Source organism: Streptomyces sp. NPDC005574 (assembly GCF_040605435.1).
GTDB lineage: Bacteria > Actinomycetota > Actinomycetes > Streptomycetales > Streptomycetaceae > Streptomyces.
The window spans coordinates 1-16,871 of the sequence record NZ_JBEXCW010000046.1 but is presented as its reverse complement, the minus strand read 5'-3'; the positions used below and the strand labels follow the sequence as shown (position 1 = coordinate 16,871).

Annotated in this window: 14 protein-coding genes and 1 pseudogene; 7 read left to right on the top strand and 8 right to left on the bottom strand. The window is 71.3% G+C overall.

Features of this window, described 5'->3' with window-relative positions; translation table 11 throughout:
- Positions 1–21 precede the first annotated feature (21 nt).
- Positions 22–1,461, bottom strand: coding sequence for a sugar transferase (locus ABZT03_RS26035; protein ID WP_356043231.1), 1,440 nt, complete (start codon positions 1,459–1,461; stop codon positions 22–24).
- Positions 1,462–1,801: 340 nt separating this feature from the next.
- Between ABZT03_RS26035 and ABZT03_RS26030 the strand changes: the two genes are divergently transcribed.
- The 7 genes and pseudogenes from ABZT03_RS26030 to ABZT03_RS26000 form a co-directional block, all read left to right on the top strand.
- The gene (locus ABZT03_RS26030; RefSeq protein WP_356043228.1) at positions 1,802–2,650 is read left to right on the top strand and encodes a glycosyltransferase family 2 protein; all 849 of its coding nucleotides are present in this window, start codon (positions 1,802–1,804) and stop codon (positions 2,648–2,650) included.
- 25 nt (positions 2,651–2,675) lie between these two features.
- A complete protein-coding gene (locus ABZT03_RS26025; RefSeq protein ID WP_356043226.1) occupies positions 2,676–4,151 on the top strand; it encodes an MFS transporter in 1,476 nt (491 codons plus the stop codon).
- A complete protein-coding gene (locus ABZT03_RS26020) occupies positions 4,148–5,197 on the top strand; it encodes a TolB-like translocation protein (RefSeq protein WP_356043223.1) in 1,050 nt (349 codons plus the stop codon). Before ABZT03_RS26025 ends, ABZT03_RS26020 begins: the two co-directional genes overlap by 4 nt.
- 124 nt (positions 5,198–5,321) lie before the next feature.
- The gene (locus ABZT03_RS26015) at positions 5,322–6,389 is read left to right on the top strand and encodes an aromatic ring-hydroxylating dioxygenase subunit alpha (RefSeq protein ID WP_356043220.1); all 1,068 of its coding nucleotides are present in this window, start codon (positions 5,322–5,324) and stop codon (positions 6,387–6,389) included.
- Entirely contained in the window at positions 6,386–6,571 is a 186-nt protein-coding gene (locus ABZT03_RS26010) for a hypothetical protein (protein WP_356043218.1), read from the top strand. The genes ABZT03_RS26015 and ABZT03_RS26010 overlap by 4 nt, the downstream gene beginning before the upstream one ends.
- Positions 6,571–7,503, top strand: coding sequence for a PDR/VanB family oxidoreductase (locus tag ABZT03_RS26005; protein WP_356043215.1), 933 nt, complete (start codon positions 6,571–6,573; stop codon positions 7,501–7,503). Before ABZT03_RS26010 ends, ABZT03_RS26005 begins: the two co-directional genes overlap by 1 nt.
- Positions 7,504–7,554: 51 nt before the next feature.
- Positions 7,555–7,714: pseudogene (locus tag ABZT03_RS26000) on the top strand (ABC transporter ATP-binding protein); the annotation flags it as partial.
- Here ABZT03_RS26000 and ABZT03_RS25995 read toward each other — a convergent pair.
- From ABZT03_RS25995 to ABZT03_RS25965, 7 genes are all read right to left on the bottom strand, one after another.
- Positions 7,686–9,848, bottom strand: a complete 2,163-nt coding sequence (locus tag ABZT03_RS25995) for a discoidin domain-containing protein (RefSeq protein WP_356043212.1) — start codon at positions 9,846–9,848, stop codon at positions 7,686–7,688. The pseudogene ABZT03_RS26000 and the gene ABZT03_RS25995 overlap by 29 nt on opposite strands.
- A gap of 166 nt (positions 9,849–10,014) precedes the next feature.
- Positions 10,015–11,604 (bottom strand): glycoside hydrolase family 13 protein, encoded by a 1,590-nt coding sequence (locus tag ABZT03_RS25990; protein WP_356043209.1) that lies wholly within the window; start codon positions 11,602–11,604, stop codon positions 10,015–10,017.
- Between the two features lie 30 nt (positions 11,605–11,634).
- Positions 11,635–12,513, bottom strand: a complete 879-nt coding sequence (locus ABZT03_RS25985; RefSeq protein WP_356043206.1) for a carbohydrate ABC transporter permease — start codon at positions 12,511–12,513, stop codon at positions 11,635–11,637.
- Complete coding sequence (locus tag ABZT03_RS25980) at positions 12,510–13,466, bottom strand: sugar ABC transporter permease (RefSeq protein ID WP_356043203.1); 957 nt, start codon at positions 13,464–13,466, stop codon at positions 12,510–12,512. Before ABZT03_RS25980 ends, ABZT03_RS25985 begins: the two co-directional genes overlap by 4 nt.
- 5 nt (positions 13,467–13,471) lie before the next feature.
- Entirely contained in the window at positions 13,472–14,812 is a 1,341-nt protein-coding gene (locus ABZT03_RS25975) for an extracellular solute-binding protein (protein WP_356043200.1), read from the bottom strand.
- A 120-nt stretch (positions 14,813–14,932) separates the two neighbouring features.
- Positions 14,933–15,928, bottom strand: a complete 996-nt coding sequence (locus ABZT03_RS25970; RefSeq protein ID WP_356043197.1) for a LacI family DNA-binding transcriptional regulator — start codon at positions 15,926–15,928, stop codon at positions 14,933–14,935.
- 57 nt (positions 15,929–15,985) lie between these two features.
- A complete protein-coding gene (locus tag ABZT03_RS25965) occupies positions 15,986–16,657 on the bottom strand; it encodes a GntR family transcriptional regulator (protein WP_356043194.1) in 672 nt (223 codons plus the stop codon).
- Positions 16,658–16,871: the final 214 nt, after the last annotated feature.

Below are 16,871 nucleotides of genomic sequence, written 5' to 3'. Positions count from 1 at the left end.
TGTTCCTCTCCCCTTGGTCCATCAGTAGGCCCCCGTTCCGCGCACCACTGCCGACGCGGTGCGCAGCAGAATCGATACGTCAAGACTGGTGGACCAGTTGTCCACGTATCCGAGGTCGAGTCGGACCGCTTCGTCCCAGGGCAGGTCCGAACGCCCGCTGACCTGCCACAGCCCGGTGAGGCCGGGCTTCACGAGCATCCGGCGGTTGACCTCCGGCGTGTACGCCTCGACCTCCTCGGGCAGCGGGGGGCGTGGCCCGACGAGCGACATGTGTCCGCCGAGCACGTTGATGAGCTGCGGGAGTTCGTCGAGCGAGGAGCGGCGCAGCACCGAGCCGACCCGGGTGATCCGGGGGTCCTTCTTCACCTTGAACAGCAGCCCGTCGCTGTTCTCGTTCAGGTGCTTCAGTTCCGCCTTCAGCACCTCCGAGTCCTCGCGCATGGTGCGGAACTTGAGCATGGTGAAGTGGTCGCCGTACCGGCCGACCCGCTGCTGGCGGAACAGGGCGGGGCCGGAGCTGTCCAGCCGGACGACCAGGGCGATCAGCAGCAGGAACGGCGCGAGGAGCGTCAGCAGCAGCGCCGCCAGCGACCGGTCCAGGAGTTCCTTGGGCAGGCGGGAGATCCGGGAGAGGTTCGGCGCCTCGACCCGTACCAGCGGCACGCCGTTGGTGGGCCGTACCGTCAGACGGGAGGCGCTCACGTCGGCCAGGACCGGGGCCAGCATGAAGTCGACGCCCTGCGCGGCCGCCGTCCAGGACATCCGGCGCAGGACGGAGGCGTCGAACTCGGGCGCGGGCAGCGCCACCACGGCGCTGACCCCCATGGCCCGGATGACGTCGTTCATGTTGTCGACGCCTCCGAAGACCGGGAGGCCCAGCCTGCGGATGGCCGCCGCGTTCTGCGGGTCGCTCAGGCACACGCCGGCGACCCGGAGTTCGTGCGCACCACCGCGCCGCAGCACGGCCGCCAGTTCCACGATGCCGAGCGAGGGCCCGACGAGAAGCGTCGCGCTGCTGTCCCGGCCGCGTGCCCATCGTCTGTGCAGCCGGCGGCGCAGCGCGTACCGGACGGGCAGGGCGATGGCCGTGGCCGGCACCGCAGCCATGGTCATGTCATGGAGAAGGCCCAGGTCGTGCGTGACCAGCCAGTGCGCGGCCGCGGCCAGCGCCGGCAGCGCGATCGCGCCGCGCAGCACCCGCCGGTACTCCTCGGTCCCCAGGCCCAGAGCACTGCGGTCGTAGGAGCGATGGGCCACCATGACCGCGATCCAGGTCGGGGGCAGCACCAGGGCCACCGCCCAGCGGCCGTAGGCCGCGTGGATCACGAAAGCCGCGGCGGTAGCCGTCAGGCTGTCCGCGACCAGCAGGACTATCCGGTAATTCTGTTCCCAGCGTCTTCGGCGAGCTTGTGGACTTCTGCGTTCCACATCCAGCAGCTCATGCGTGACCTCAATGGCCATGCCCCCCCCACCACATGCGCGGTTACCCCTGACCGAACGAAACCGGGCATACGGGATCAGATCCGTGACCCGGGGTTGCGGCAGTACTGCTGCGCCCTCCACGCAGCGATACCTGAACGGCGCAGCTCCAGCGGTTCCCCAACCGCCGCACGCTCTTCGCGTGTTGGCTACTGCCTGTTCCGAATCCGGTATCACACGCCATCAGATGACATGCGGGCAAGAGCAAGTTCCCCACCCAAACCGGGTCTGGCGGTCATCAATCTAGACCACAGGACCCAGTAGCGGGAACACTTGGACGAAACACACCTCGCAAGGGTGACACCGACGGCATACTGCCCAGGTGACGAGCATTGTGATCCCGGCTCATGACGAGGAAAGAGTCATCGGCCGGCTCCTCGATTCGCTGCTGGCCGGTTCCGCCGAGGACGACACCGACATCGTCGTCGTGTGCAACGGCTGCACGGACGGCACCGCGCGGATCGCGGCCGCTCGTGGCCCGCGGGTGCGCGTGGTCGAGATCCCCGTCCCGTCGAAGCACGCCGCTCTGCGGGCCGGTGACGAGCACGCGCGCGGCTTCCCCCGGCTGTACGTGGACGCCGACGTCGTGCTCGCCGGCGCCGACGTGCGGGCGCTCACCGGACCCCTGGACGACACCGGCTCCGGCGTCCTCGCCACCGCGCCGGCCCGGGAGATCCCGCTCGCCGCGTGCGCCTGGCGGGTGCGCGCCTACTACCGGGTGTGGCAGCGGCTGCCCGCCGTACGGGAGGGGCTGTTCGGGCGGGGAGTCATCGCGGTGTCCCGGGCCGGGCACGCCCGGATCGCCGCCCTGCCGCCGCTGATGGCCGACGACCTGGCCGCGTCCCTGGCCTTCGCCCCGGCGGAACGGCTCGTGGTCGACGCGGCGCGGGTCGTGGTCCACCCGCCGCGCACCTGGCCCGACCTGATGAGGCGGCGGGTCCGGGCCGCGGTGTCCACCGCCCAGGTCGAACGGCACCAGGACCCCGGGGAGGCGTCGGCGCGCACGAGCCGGGCGGACCTCCTCGCCGTGCTCCGCGCGGAGCCGGGCCTGTTCACCGCTGTCGTGGTCTTCGTCACGGCGGCGGTTCTCGCCCGGCGGAGGGCCGCGAAGGCCGTCCGCACCCAGGACTTCAGCACCTGGCTGCGCGACGAGAGCAGTCGGCAGAACTGAGCACACCGCACCTGGAGTACCCGACATGTACCTCACCGACCGCTCCACGCCCCAGGCGGTGGACACCGGGCAGGCCCGAAGACGCGGCCTGGGACCGAAGGTCGCCCCGGTCGTCCTCGTCCTGGGCACCGTCAGCCTGATCACCGACATCTCCTCGGAGATGGTCACCGCCGTACTGCCGCTCTACTTCGTCACCACCCTCGGCTTCAGCCCGCTCGGCTTCGGCGCCCTCGACGGCGTCTACAACGGCGTCAGCGCGCTCGTCCAGCTCACCGGCGGCCATCTCGCCGACCGGGTGCGCAACCACAAACTCATGGCCGGGCTCGGCTACGGCCTGTCCGCGCTGTGCAAACCGCTGCTCCTGCTCGCGAGCAGCGTCGGCACGCTCGGCACGGTCCTCGCCCTGGAACGGACCGGCAAGGGCCTGCGCACCGCCCCGCGCGACGCGATGATCTCCCTGTCCACACCGGCCGGTAAGCAGGGCCGGGCCTTCGGCGTGCACCGCGCGATGGACACCACCGGAGCGATGCTCGGCCCGCTCGCCGCGTTCTTCATCCTGCGCGCGGCCACCGACGGCTACGACGCGGTGTTCGGCGTCAGCGCCTGCGTCGCCGCGCTCGGGGTGCTCGTCCTGGTGCTGTTCGTCCCCGGCCGACAGCGCCTCGCCCAGCCGGGCGAGACCGGCACGACCGAGGACCCCCGGCCGGGCGGCACCGACCCGGACGGCCGACGGCCGGGCGGCACGGACGCGGTGGACGGCCGACTCCCGGGCGAGGCGGCCGTGGTCGCCCCCCGCCCGCCCGATGGCACCGGCCCGCACGACGGTCGACGGCCGGACGCGGCGGGCGGTGTGGAGGAGCGCCGGCCCGTCCGTGTGCGCGAGGCGCTGGAGTTGCTGCGGCTGCCGCGGCTGCGGGCGCTCGCCGGCTGCGCCGCGCTGCTGGGCCTGACGACCGTCAGCGACGCCTTCGTCTACCTGCTACTGCAACGGCGCGCGGGCATCGGCGAGCAGTGGTTCCCGCTGCTGCCGCTGGGCACCGCGGCGGTGTTCCTGCTGCTGGCCGTGCCCGTCGGCGCGCTGGCCGACCGGATCGGGCGGCACACCGTGTTCCTCGCCGGGCACCTGGCCCTGCTCACCGGCTACGCCCTGCTGCTGTGGGCCCCGGACACCCCCGTCCTGCCCTGTCTCGTGCTCGCTCTGCACGGCGTGTTCTACGCGGCCACCGACGGCGTCCTCCCGGCCGCCCTCGCCGACCTCGTGCCGGAACGGCTGCGCGCCAGCGGACTCGCCCTCGTCGGCACCAGCCAGGCGCTGGCCCGCTTCTGCTGCTCGCTCGCCTTCGGCGCCGCCTGGACGCTGTGGGGCGACGGCCCCACCCTAGCGCTGTCGGCCGCCGGACTGCTGTGCTGCGCCGCCGTCGCGGGCCTGGTGCTCCGGCCGGCCGCGGGGGCCGGGACGGTCCCCGATGACGACGTCCGCCTCGGCGAGCAGACCCGATGACCACCACAGCCCCGAGGAACCCCATGTCGTCACTGCGCCGCCGTCTGCTGATACTCGCCGCCGCGGCGCTGGTCCTCGCGGGCCTGGGCACCAGCGTGGTCCTGCACGCCGCCTCCCGCGCCGACCGGGCCGACCGGCCGCAGGCGGGCGGCCCCACCGTCAGCGCGGGCCGGCTGACCCTCGGCCAGAAGGGCCGCCTGACGTTCGTCAACGGGGCCGCCGGACCGCACCGCACCGCGGTCGCCTCGGTGCCTTCCGCCGACCCCGGGAGTCCGCGGACCGCGACGGATCTGAAGTGCGTCCGCTTCTACGCGGCGTCCGGCACCGGTGTCTGCCTCCAGTCCGTCCCCGGCGTCCTCAAGCAGAGCAACCGGGTCCTGCTCCTGGACGCGAACCTGCGCACCCGGCACACCTTCCCGCTCGCGGGCAACCCCAGCCGGGCCCGGGTCTCGCCCAGCGGCCGCTTCGTCGCCTGGACGGTGTTCGTCTCGGGCGAGTCCTATTCCTCGGCGTTCTTCTCCACCCGGACCTCGGTCCTGGACACCCGCACCATGCGGCTGACCCCCAGCCTGGAGACGTTCTCCGTCGTCCTGGACGGCAAGCCCTACCACGCCTCGGACGTCAACTTCTGGGGCGTCACCTTCGCCTCCGACGACGACACCTTCTACGCCACCCTCAACACCGCCAACCGCACCTACCTGGTGCGCGGTTCGCTCTCCCGGCGCACGGTGACCACTCTGGCCGAGAACGTGGAGTGCCCCTCGCTGTCCCCCGACGGGACCCGGGTCGCCTTCAAGAAGCGCGTCCTGTCCCGCACCGCCCTGTGGCACGAGTACGTCCTGGATCTGAGCACCCTGCGCGAGACGCCCCTCGCCGAGCGCCACAGCGTCGACGACCAGGCCACCTGGCTGGACGACGACACCCTCGCCTACGCCCTGCCCACCGACGGCAAGGTCGGCAGCAGCGACCTGTGGACGGTCCCCGCCGACGGCACGGGCACTCCCCGCCTGCTGATCCGCGGGGCCTCCTCACCGGCGCCGCTGTAGCCGGGACCCCGAAGTCCTTCCGTCTGGCAGAAGCCGCCTTGCCGGGCGGGCCCGCGCGTCACGACGCTGAGTCCGACCACGGCACGCGGGGCGGCGCAGCCCCGCACTCAGGGACGGGAACGCCATGCCGCACACCACCGCCTTCGCCAGGAACCAGTGGTACGTCGCCGCCTACAGTCACGAGGTCGGGCGCGAGGAGCTGCTCGGCCGGACGATTCTCGGGGAGCCGCTCGTCTTCTACCGGACCGAGGAGGACGGGACTCCGGTCGTGCTGCACGACCGCTGTGTGCACCGCCGCTTCCCGCTCTCGCGGAGCCGGCTCGACGGTGACCGGATCGTCTGCGGCTACCACGGCTTCACCTACGACACGACCGGCACCTGCGTGTACGTGCCGGGGCAGAAGCGCGTGCCACGCACCGCGCGCGTCGCCTCCTACCCGGTGGTCGAGCAGGACTCCCTGATCTGGGTGTGGATCGGCGACCCGGCGCTCGCGGACCCGCGGGGCATCCCGCGGGCCCGGCACCTCGACTCCCCCGGCTGGACCACGGTCCGCGGGATGGAACCGATCGACGCCGACTACGGGTTGCTCGTGGACAACCTGCTCGACCTCTCCCACGAGACGTATCTGCACGGCGGGTACATCGGCACCCCCGAGGTCGCCGAGACGCCGATCACCACGGAGGTCGACGAGGGCGCGGGGATCGTCCGGGTCAGCCGGCACATGGACGACGCCGAGTGCCCCCCGTTCTACGCCCGTTCCACCGGCATCGAGGGCCGCATCACCCGCTGGCAGGACATCGAGTACCACGCGCCCTGCCTGTACCTGCTGCACAGCAGGATCGCGCCCGTCGGGGTGCTGCCCGAGGCGGACGGCAGCGACCCTAACGGCTTCCACACCGAGATCACGTACGCCATCACCCCGTCCGGCGACGGCAGCGTGTACGACTTCTGGATGGTCTCGCGGGACTGGGCGACCGGTGACGCGGAGGTCACCGAGTTCCTGCGGGGCAACAACCACACGGTCGTCATGCAGGACGTCGACGCGCTCAACCTGCTGCAGCGCACGCTGGGTTCGGAGCGCGCCGGGTACCAGGAGCTGAGCATCAACATCGACACCGGCGGCCTGGCCGCCCGCCGTATCCTCGCCCGGCTTGTCGAGGAGGGCGACAAGCCCGTGGAGAAGGTCCTGTGAGCGGCGGCCCCACCGGCGAGATCTACCGCGTCGACTGGCTGCCGGGCACCGACGTGCTGCACGGCACCTGTCACTGCGGCGCCGAGCACTCCGCGCAGGACCCGGTGGAGATGTGGGAGTGGATGCTCGGCCATCCCGAAGGACACCGGCCGCGCCGGCCCGAGTCGCGAGGGAACAGCTGATGACCGTGTACGACGGTGAACTCGTCGTCGCCGGGCGGGAGTCCGTGGCCGAGGGCGTGCTCGCCCTGATCCTGCGCCACCCGCTCGGCGAGGACCTGCCCTCCTGGGAGCCGGGCGCGCATGTCGACGTCGTGCTCGGTCCCGGGCTGGAGCGCCAGTACTCGCTGTGCGGCGACCCGGCCGACCGGTCGGGGTGGCGGATCGCAGTGCTGCGCGAGCCCGAGGGGCGCGGTGGATCGGCCCATGTGCACGACCGGTTGGGGCCGGGCGACAAGGTCCGGGTGCGCGGGCCGCGCAACACCTTCCGGCTGGAACCCGCCCCGCACTACCGGTTCGTCGCCGGCGGCATCGGCATCACCCCGATCCTGCCGATGCTGGCCGCGGCCGAAGCGGCGGGCGCGCGGTGGACCCTGCTGTACGGCGGGCGCACCCGCGCGTCCATGGCGTTCACCGCGGAGCTGGAGCGCTACGGGGACCGGGTGACCGTCGCCCCGCAGGACGAGACCGGGCTGCTGGACCTGGCGGCGCTGGACGGACTCCCGTCCGGCACCCTCGTCTACTGCTGCGGTCCCGGACCGCTGCTGGACGCGGTGGAGGAGCGGTGTCCGGCCGAGGTGCTACGCGTGGAGCGGTTCCGGCCGAAGGAGCGGGCGGCGGGCACCGGCACGGAGTTCGAGGTCGTACTGGAGCGCAGCGGACGCACCCTCACCGTCGCCCCGGACGTCTCGGTGCTCGACACCGTGCGCGCCGCCGGCGTGGAGGTGCTGTTCTCCTGCACCGAGGGGACCTGCGGCACCTGCGAGACCGACGTCCTCGAAGGCGCCCCGGACCACCGGGACTCGGTGCTCTCCGACGAGGAACGGGAGGCCGGCGAGACCATGCTCATCTGCGTGTCGCGGTGCCTGGGGAAGCGGCTCGTGCTGGACCTCTGAGCCGACTGTCGGCCTCATCCACCTCGTCGATGTGTCGATGTGTCCAGGACGGACCGGCTGAAGGTCGGTCCGCCCGCCCTGCGGGACCGGTTGCGCACCCGGGTGGCCCCGCGCTTCGCCGACCTGCGGACGCATGTCCACGAGCGGATCCAGGCGGCGAAGCGCGGGACGTCGACGGGCGGCTAGGACAGATACGCCTCCACCTCACTGAACTGGGCCGCCGGCCAGCCCGTGTTGGCGGTGACGCCGAGCCGCAGGTAGCGCAGGGCGCCGCCGGGCAGGGTGACGGTGACCGTGTTGCCGCTCGCCGGGTCGAAGCGGTAGTCCTTCGCGGCAACGACCGTCGAGTAGGCCGAACCGTCCGTGCTGCCCTGCACGGACAGTGTCTGGGTGCGGGCCTGCCAGGCCGGCGACGGCGGAAGCTTCAGCACCAGCCGGCGCACGGCCTGACTCGAACCGAGGTCGACCGTCCAGGACTGCGGGAAGGCGTTGTTGGCCGACTCCCAGTAGGTGTTCGCGTCGCCGTCGGCCGCCTTCCCCGGCGTGTACACGTCCTGCGAGCCGGTCGCGGTGGCCGGCCGCCCCTTGACGAGGTTGCGGCCCGGATCGGGGTCCGGGTTGCCCTGACCTGGCTGCGGCCAGGTCGAGCAGTCCGACCAGGCACTGCTCCAGCCGGAGTTGCCGCCGCCGTCGGTGAGGGTGAAGGTGCCGGAGCCGGACGGGTAGGGGCAGTTGTAGACGCCCGCCGCTCCGACACCGGTGGCCTGGACGTCGGCGAACCGCGCGGATCCCCGGGTCTCCGCCTGGACGACGACCGTGCCGGTGTTGCGCACCGTCGCGCCGCTCACGGTGACGTTGCCCGTGGGGTACCCGTGTCCGCCTCCCGACACGAACTCGAACGCGCTGTAGGGGCTGTCGGTGATCGTCGTGCCGGTGATGTTCACGGTGGCGTTGACGGCGCTGTCGTAGGAGTCGACGCGCAGCGCGCCCATCGGGTGGTTCCAGTTGGGGTTCATCGCGCCGGCGCGCACGAGGGTGTTGCCGTCGACGGTGATCGTTCCGGCGAGCGGGGAGAAGGGGTCGAGGAACTTCTGGTTGGAGATCGCGATGCCGCTGCCGAGGGCGTTGGTGTCGGAGACCAGGTTGTCGCGGACGGTGATGTCGGTGCCGCCGTAGATCGCGATGCCGTTGGCGAGGTTGGGCTGGGTGATGGTGTTGTTCTCGAAGCTGCTGCCGGTGTCCGGCGCGTAGAGGGACCACATGGCGAGGGAGTCGTCGCCCTGGTTGCGCAGGAAGTTGCCCCGGACGCGCACGCCGCGCGCGTTGCCGTTGAGGTTGAGGCCGTCGGCGGTGGTGTCCAGGACTCGGTTGTTCTCGACGACCAGGTTGTCGTTGTTGCCGGTCAGCCACAGGCCGACCTTGAGGTGCTGGAGCCACATGCCGGAGACGGTGGAGTTCGGGCCCAGCGACCCGTTGACGAAGTTGTCGGGGCTGGAGTCGACCCGCTCGGTCACCTCGCCGATCACCGCGAAGTCCTTGATGTGGACCGATCCGGCGGAGCTCGACTGGTCGACGAAGCGGGAGGTGTGCACGACCGAGTGCCAACTGCCCGCGCCCTGGAGGGTGACGTTCTGGACGCCGTTGAGGGAGGACGTCAGCCGGTAGTCACCCGGCGGGATCCAGACGACTCCGCCCCGCGCGGCGGCGATCGCGTCCCGGAACGCCTGCGTGGAGTCGCCCTGGCCGCCGGGGTCGGCGCCCTTGTCGGTGACCGAGACCGCTCCCGCCGGCTTGGTGGCCGGCGCGGCGACCTGCTCGAAGTCGGCCACGTCCACGGTGACCTGGACACCCGCCGCCTCCACGGCGACCTTGTCCCCCGCCTGGAGGTTCTGCCCGAGCAACAGCCTGGTGTTGTCGTAGAAGTGGTGGGTCTTCGCGCCGGCGATCCAGGTGGTGTCGACGTAGCTGTACTTCGAGGTGACGGCGAGCGTCTTGGCGAGCTTCTGCCCGTTGACGTACACGTTCAGCGTGCCCGACTGGCCGTCGGGGACGCTGTAGGCGACGTTCACGGCGTTGGCGGCGCGCGGCACGGTGAACTCCACGCGCTGCCCGGCCGCCAGACGTACGGCCTGGCGGCCGGACGCCTCGGAGGCAAGGGTGCCCTGCGTGTGGTCGGGGCCGATCCTGGTGCCGCCCGTGGTGGTGGCGGCCTCCGCCTCGACCGAGGTGAAGGGCAGGGCGGCGCCCGCGGCCGCGTGGGCGGCGGGGGCAATGGCGGTGAGCAGGCCGGCGGCCAGCGCGACCGCGACGGCCGGGGGCAGGGCCGCCGAGCGCGCGGTTGTCATGATCCTGACAGAGAGGTCGCTGGAGCTCCGGGGAGTGCGGGTTCTGCGCATGTGCTGATCCCTTCAGGGGTGGGGGTTGCGGGGACAGCGGTGACAGTGGTGACAGGTGACAGGTGACAGGTGACAGGCGACAGAGGTGACACCGGGGACGAGGCACGCTGCGGTCTCAGGCGCGCAGCCAGACCGCGGTGTCCTTCGGCAGCCGGCCGTCGCCATCCAGCGGGCCGCTGCCGAGGAGGAGCCGGGTGTGGGCGGGCAGGTCGACGGGGGTGCCGGCGAGGTTCACCACGCAGGTCATGCCCTCCGCGCGGCCGAAGGCCAGGACGCCGTCCGGGGCGGGCAGCCAGGTCAGGGGGGCGCCACCGAAGGCCGGGCGGAGGCGGATCGCCTCACGGTAGAGGGTGAGCATGGAGTCGGGGGCATTCTGCTGCCGGTCGACCGCATACGACGTCCAGTCGACCGGCTGCGGCAGCCACGGCGCCTCTCGCGAACCGAAGCCCGCGAACGGCGCCTCCGCCGACCAGGGCAGCGGCACCCGGCAGCCGTCGCGGCCGGGATCGGTGCCGCCCGACCGGAAGTACATCGGATCTTGTATACGGTCGACGGGGATGTCCGCCTCGGGCAGCCCGAGTTCCTCGCCCTGGTACACGTAGACGGCACCGGGCAGGGCCAGCGACAGCAGGGCGGCCGCCCGCGCCCGCCGGGTGCCGAGAGCCAGGTCGGCCGGCGTGCCGAACACCTTCGTGGCGAAGTCGAAGCCGGTGTCGGCACGGCCGTAGCGGGTCACCGTGCGCGTGACGTCGTGGTTGCACAGCACCCAGGTCGCGGGCGCGCCGACCGGCGCGTGCTCGGCGAGGGTCTCGTCGATCGACGTGCGCAGGCTCGCCGCGTCCCAGGGGCAGGTCATGAAGGAGAAGTTGAAGGCGGTGTGGAGTTCGTCGGGGCGCAGATAGCGGGCGAAGCGCTCGGTGTCGGGGAGCCAGACCTCGCCGACGAAGACGGCGCCGTACTCGTCGGCGATCGCGCGCCAGGCTCGGTAGACGGTGTGGAGTTCGTCGCGGTCGACGTACGGGTGCGGGTCGCGGCCCTCGACGAAGTCCGGCAGGCGCGGGTCCTTCACCAGGAGGGCGGCCGAGTCGATGCGGACGCCGGCGACGCCCCGCTCGAACCAGAAGCGCAGGATCTCCTCGTGCTCCCGGCGCACGGCGGGTTCGGCCCAGTTGAGGTCGGGCTGCTCGGGGGCGAAGAGGTGGAGGTACCAGTCGCCGTCGCCGACGCGGGTCCAGGCAGGTCCGCCGAACTGGGACTGCCAGTCGTTGGGCGGGAGTTCACCGTGGCGGCCGCGCCCCGGACGGAAGTGGAACAGCGCCCGCTCGGGGCCGCCGGCGAGAGCGGCGCGGAACCAGGGGTGCTGGTCGGAGACGTGGTTGGGGACGATGTCGACGATCGTGCGGATGCCGAGCTCGCTCGCTTCCGCGATCAGCTTCTCGGCCTCCGCCAGCGTGCCGAAGGCGGGGTCGATGGCACGGTAGTCGGCGACGTCGTAGCCGCCGTCCTTCATCGGGGACAGGTACCAGGGCGTGAACCACAGGGCGTCCACGCCGAGTTCGGCGAGATACGGCAGCCGGGCGCGGACACCCGGCAGGTCGCCGATGCCGTCTCCGTCGCCGTCGGCGAAACTGCGGACGTACACCTGGTAGATGACGGCGTCGCGCCACCAGTCCTGGTCCGCGCGGGCCTGACCGGTCTGTACCACGGGGCCTGCCTTTCTGTGGAGGGGGCGGCGTCAGCCCTTGGTGCTGCCCGCGCTGATCCCGGCGATGATGTGCCGCTGGAAGACCAGGAACATCGCGACCATGGGGATGCTCGCGATCACCATCGCGGCGATGAGCACGGTCAGCTGGATGTTCTGCGACAGCTGGACGAGCGCGACGCTGATCGGCTGCTTGCCGGTGTCGGAGAACACCATCAGCGGCCACAGGAAGTCCTGCCACACGGCGACCAGGGCGAAGATCGACACGACGCCGAGGACCGGCCGTGACATCGGCAGCACGATCGACCACAGGGTGCGCAGCCTGCCGGCGCCGTCGATCTCGGCCGCCTCCAGGACGTCGCGCGGGAGTTGGTCGAAGAACCGCTTGAGCAGGTACAGGTTGAAGGCGTTGGCGACGGCCGGGAGCCAGATCGCGAGGGGGTCGTTGAGCAGGCTCACGTGGATCAGCGGAAGGTCGGCGACCGTCAGGTACTTGGGTACGACCAGGGCCTGCGCCGGGACCATCAGGGTGGCGAGGATGCCGCCGAGGACCACCTTGCCGAACGCGGGCCGCAGCTGGGACAGCGCGTAGGCGGCGGCCGTGCACAGGACGAGCTGGAACAGCCAGGCGCCGGCGGCCTGGACCACCGTGTTCCACAGGTGGGCCGGGAGCTGCATGAGCTCCCACGCGTCGGTGTACCCGCCGAGGTGCCACCGCTCGGGGACGAGGGTGGGCGGGGTGCGCGCGATCTCGTCCGGCGACTTCGCCGCGCCGGTCACCATCCAGTACACGGGGAACAGGAAGGCGAGCGCGAACAGCATGACGACGCCGGTGAAGACGCTCCAGTACGCGGCTCTTCCGCGCGGGCGGGACAGCGCGGCCGGCGAGAGCAGGGTCCTGGTGTCGCTCACGTGTCCTCCCCGGAGCGGGTGAGCCGCAGGTAGGCGGCGGAGAAGACGCCGAGCAGCACCAGGAGCATGACGCTGAGGGCGCAGGCACCGCCGAAGTCGTTGTAGAGGAAGGCGTACTTGTAGATCAGGTAGAGGACGGTGACCGTGGCGTTCTCCGGGCCGCCGCCGGTGATCACGAACGGTTCGGTGAAGACCTGCATCGTGGCGATGATCTGAAGGAGCATCAGCATGAGGATGACGAACCGGGTCTGGGGGATCGTCACATGCCGGACGCGTTGCAGGAGGTTCGCGCCGTCGAGTTCGGCCGCCTCGTACAGCTCACCCGGGATGGACTGGAGCGCGGCCAGGTAGATGAGGACGGTGCCGCCCATGTTGGCCCAGGTGGCGACGATCACGAGGGAGACCAGGGCGGTGTCGGCGCCGTTGGACCAGTTCGAGGTGGGCAGGTGCAGGAAACGCAGCGCCTCGTTGGCGAGGCCGGCCCCGGGGTCGTAGAACCACTTCCACAGGAGGGCGCTGACCACCGGCGGGATCATCACCGGGAGGTAGACGGCGATCCTGAAGAAGGCTCTGGCGTGCCGGAGTTCGTTGAGGACGAGGGCCAGCACGAACGGGACCGCGAAGCCGATCAGCAGGGCGAGCAGGGTGAAGGTCAGCGTGTTGCGCCAGGCCGCGGAGAACTCCGGGTCGTGCAGGACTCGGGTGAAGTTGGCGGTGCCCACCCATTCGGGAGGGGATCCGGGGGTGTACTTCTGGAAGGAGATCACGACCGCGCGGATCGCCGGGTACCAGGAGAACAGGGCGAAGCAGACGAGTCCGCCGAGGAGGAACGCGTAGGCGCGGGCCTGGTCGGCGAGGCGGCGCCGCCTCCGGTCCCCTGCCGGGGGCGGCGCCTGTACCGGGTGGACGGTGATCGCCTCGGCTGGCCGCCGCGGCGCGGTGGTCCTGGTCATGGTCGTCAGCTCCGGGCCAGGATGCCGTCGATCTTGCCGGAGGCGTCCTTGAGGAGCCGGTCGATGTCGGCGTCCTTCTCGGTGAGGACGGCGGAGACGGCGCCGTCGAGCACGGAGTAGATCTGCTGGGCGTGCGGCGGCTCGATCTTCATCGTCAGGCTCTGGTTGCCGTCGAGGAACGCCTGGTAGTTCTCCACGGGGACGTTGGCGTTGGCCTTCTTGACGCGCTGGTCCTCGGCGTCGGCGGCGCCGGTGAACAGTCGGGGTTCGGGCAGGCCGACGGGGGCGTCGGTCTTCCTGGCCCGCGCGTAGTCGCCGAGGAAGCCCTTGCCCGGCCTGAGGAACATGTGGTCTAGCCACTTCAGCCCGGCCCTGATCTGCGCGGGGCTCGCCTTCTTGTTGATCATGTAGCCGTCGCCGCCGATGAGGGTGCCCTGCCCGCCGGGCATGGGGGCGAGGGCGAGGTCCTTGTAGTCGCCGCCCTTCTCCTTGACCAGGATCGGGATGTTGTCGGGGGCGGAGAGGTACATGCCGAGCTTGCCCGAACCCATCAGCTGCTGGACGTCGTTGATGACCAGGAGCTGCTTGCTGCCCATGGACTCGTCGCTCCAGCGCATGTCGTGCAGGTTCCGCAGGACGCCGTGGCCCTCGGGGGTGTCGACGGTGGCCTTCTTGCCGTCGGCGCTGACCACGTCGCCGCCCTGGGAGTACAGCTCGGCGGTGAAGTGCCAGCCGCCCTGGTTCTGGGCGCTGTAGTCGGCGTAGCCGACGGTGCCGTCGCCGAGTGCGGCGATCTTCTTGGCGGCGGCCCTGAGTTCGGGCCAGGTCGCCGGGGGCCGGTCGGGGTCGAGGCCGGCCTTCGTGAACAGGGCCCGGTTGTAGATCAGGCCCATGGAGTATCCGGTACGCGGTATGCCGTACACCTTCCCGTCGACGGTGTAGATGTCGCGCAGCTGCCGCTGGATGGTGGCGTAGCTCTTCAGGTCCTTGAGGTACGGGGTGAGGTCGGCGGCCTGGTGGATGTCGACGACGTGGCGGGCGTCGGTGAAGTACGTGTAGAAGACGTCCTCCATCTGCCCGCCGGCGAGCTTGGCGTCGAAGGTCTTCGGGTCCTGGCAGGGGAACGCGTCGTGCGCGACCACGTCGACGTCCGGGTTCTGTCGCTCGAAGGACGCGATGTCCTGCTCGAAGAACCGCCGGTCGACCTTGGCGCTCTTGGGCGGCATGCAGTTGACCGTGATGCGGGTCTTGCCGCTCGCCGAGTCGTCGTTCGACCCGCAGGCGGTGAGGGCGAGACAGGAGACGCCGATCACGGCGAGGGTACGGCGGAACCCGGTGCTTCTCATCGGTGGACCCCTCTGGGCAGGAGCGGTGGGCGCCGCACACTCAAGCACCGCCGACAGGGGTCCGCAAGATGTCACGCAGAATTTGAAATTATTGGACAGTACGCCGGAACGTTCCGGTGATCACGGGCGCGGGGCTTGCGCCGTCGACCCGCGCACCACCAGCTCCGGCTCGAACAACAGCTCCTCGGCCGGTACGGAACCGCCGCCGACCTGCGCGTTCAGCAGCTCGACCGCCGCCCTCCCCATGGCTTCGATGGGCTGGCGGACGGTGGTGAGCGGGGGGTCGGTGCAGTTCATCAGCGCGGAGTCGTCGTAGCCGACCACCGAGATCTGTCCGGGCACGTCGAGCCCCTTGCGGCGGGCGGCCCTGACGGCCCCGAGCGCCAGCGGGTCGCTCGCGCACACGAAGCCGGTGACCCCCCGGTCGATCAGCCGCGCGGCGGCCGCGTGACCACCCTCGATGGAGAACATGGCCCGCGCCACCCGCTCGTCCGGGAGGTCGCCGTACTCCCGCGCGGCGGCCAGTTTCCGCGCCGACGGCACATGGTCGCCGGGGCCGAGCAGCAGCCCGATCCGTTCGTGGCCCAGCGAGGCGAGATGCCGCCACGCCTGCTCCACGGCCACCGCGTCGTCGCAGGACACGCCCGGGAAACCGAGGTGCTCTATGGAGGCGTTGACCAGGACGACCGGGATGTTGCGGTCGGCGAGCAGCCGGTAGTGGTCGTGCGGCGCGTCGGCCTGGGCGTACAGACCGCCGGCGAAGACGACGCCGGAGACCTGCTGCTGGAGCAGCAGGCTCACGTAGTCCGCCTCGGAGACGCCGCCCTTGGTCTGGGTGCACAGCACCGGGGTCAGGCCGAGCTGGGCGAGCGCCCCGCCGATCACCTCGGCGAACGCCGGGAAGATGGGGTTCTGCAGCTCGGGCAGGACCAGACCGACCAGCCGCGCGCGTTCGCCGCGCAGCTGGGTGGGCCGCTCGTAGCCGAGGACGTCGAGGGCGGACAGCACCGCCTGCCGGGTGGTCTCGGAGACCCCCGGCTTGCCGTTGAGCACCCGGCTGACCGTGGCCTCACTGACCCCGACCTTCTGCGCCACTTCGGCAAGTCGTCGCGTCATGAACGCAAGAATAGCGCAAGAAACGCAAATGGCTTGCGTCACGGCGCAACTCCCGGGTCAGTGTGCCGCCCACATCCCCCGGACGTGGCCCAGGTGCCGGACCATCACCGCGCGCACCGCGTCGGTGTCCCGGGCCAGCAGCGTGTCGAGGAGTTCGAGGTGCTCCTCGGCGGACGCCTCCAGCCGGCCCGCCTCGACCAGCGCGGTCAGCCCGTACAGGCGCGAGCGGCGCCTCAGGTCCCGGACCACCTCCACGAGGTGTCCGTTCCCGGCGAGCGACAGCAGTCCGAGGTGGAAGCGCAGGTCGGCCTCGACGTAGGCGATGAGGTCGCCGTCCGCCGCGGAGGTGACGATCTCCCGCGCGACGGGGCGCAGCGCCTCCAGCGCGGCCGGGTCCGCCGTGGCCGCGAGTCCCGCCGTCGTCGGGATCTCGATGAGCGAGCGGATGTGGGTGTACTCGTCGAGCTGCTCGTCCGAGACGGCGGTGACCCGGAATCCCTTGTTGGGGACCGTGTCGACCAGCCCCTCCTTCGCGAGATCGAGCATCGCCTCGCGCACCGGTGTCGCGGAGACACCGAAGCGGGTGGCCAGACCGGGCGCCGAGTACACCTCGCCGGGCCGCAGTTCACCGGCGATCAGCGCGGCCCGCAGCGCGTCCGCGACCCGCTCCCGGTAGCTGGGTGCCCTGCCGCCCAGTGCCGGCAGGGCGGGGCTGTGCTGCGGTGCCATCGTGTTCGTCCTTCTGCGGAGGTCATCGGCCATGGTCAGTGTGGTCCAGTGCCGTGACCGGAAAGGTTCATCGGCTCGCGGCGTCCGGTGCGGTGCTCCCCCAGCCGAAGGCTGGGGGATGCATATGTGGCTCCTGGTGGGTGTGGGCTGCGGTGGGGTGAGGCCCCGACGGACGGACGGTCAGGCGGACGGGCGGCTGTCGAGGTCCGCGATC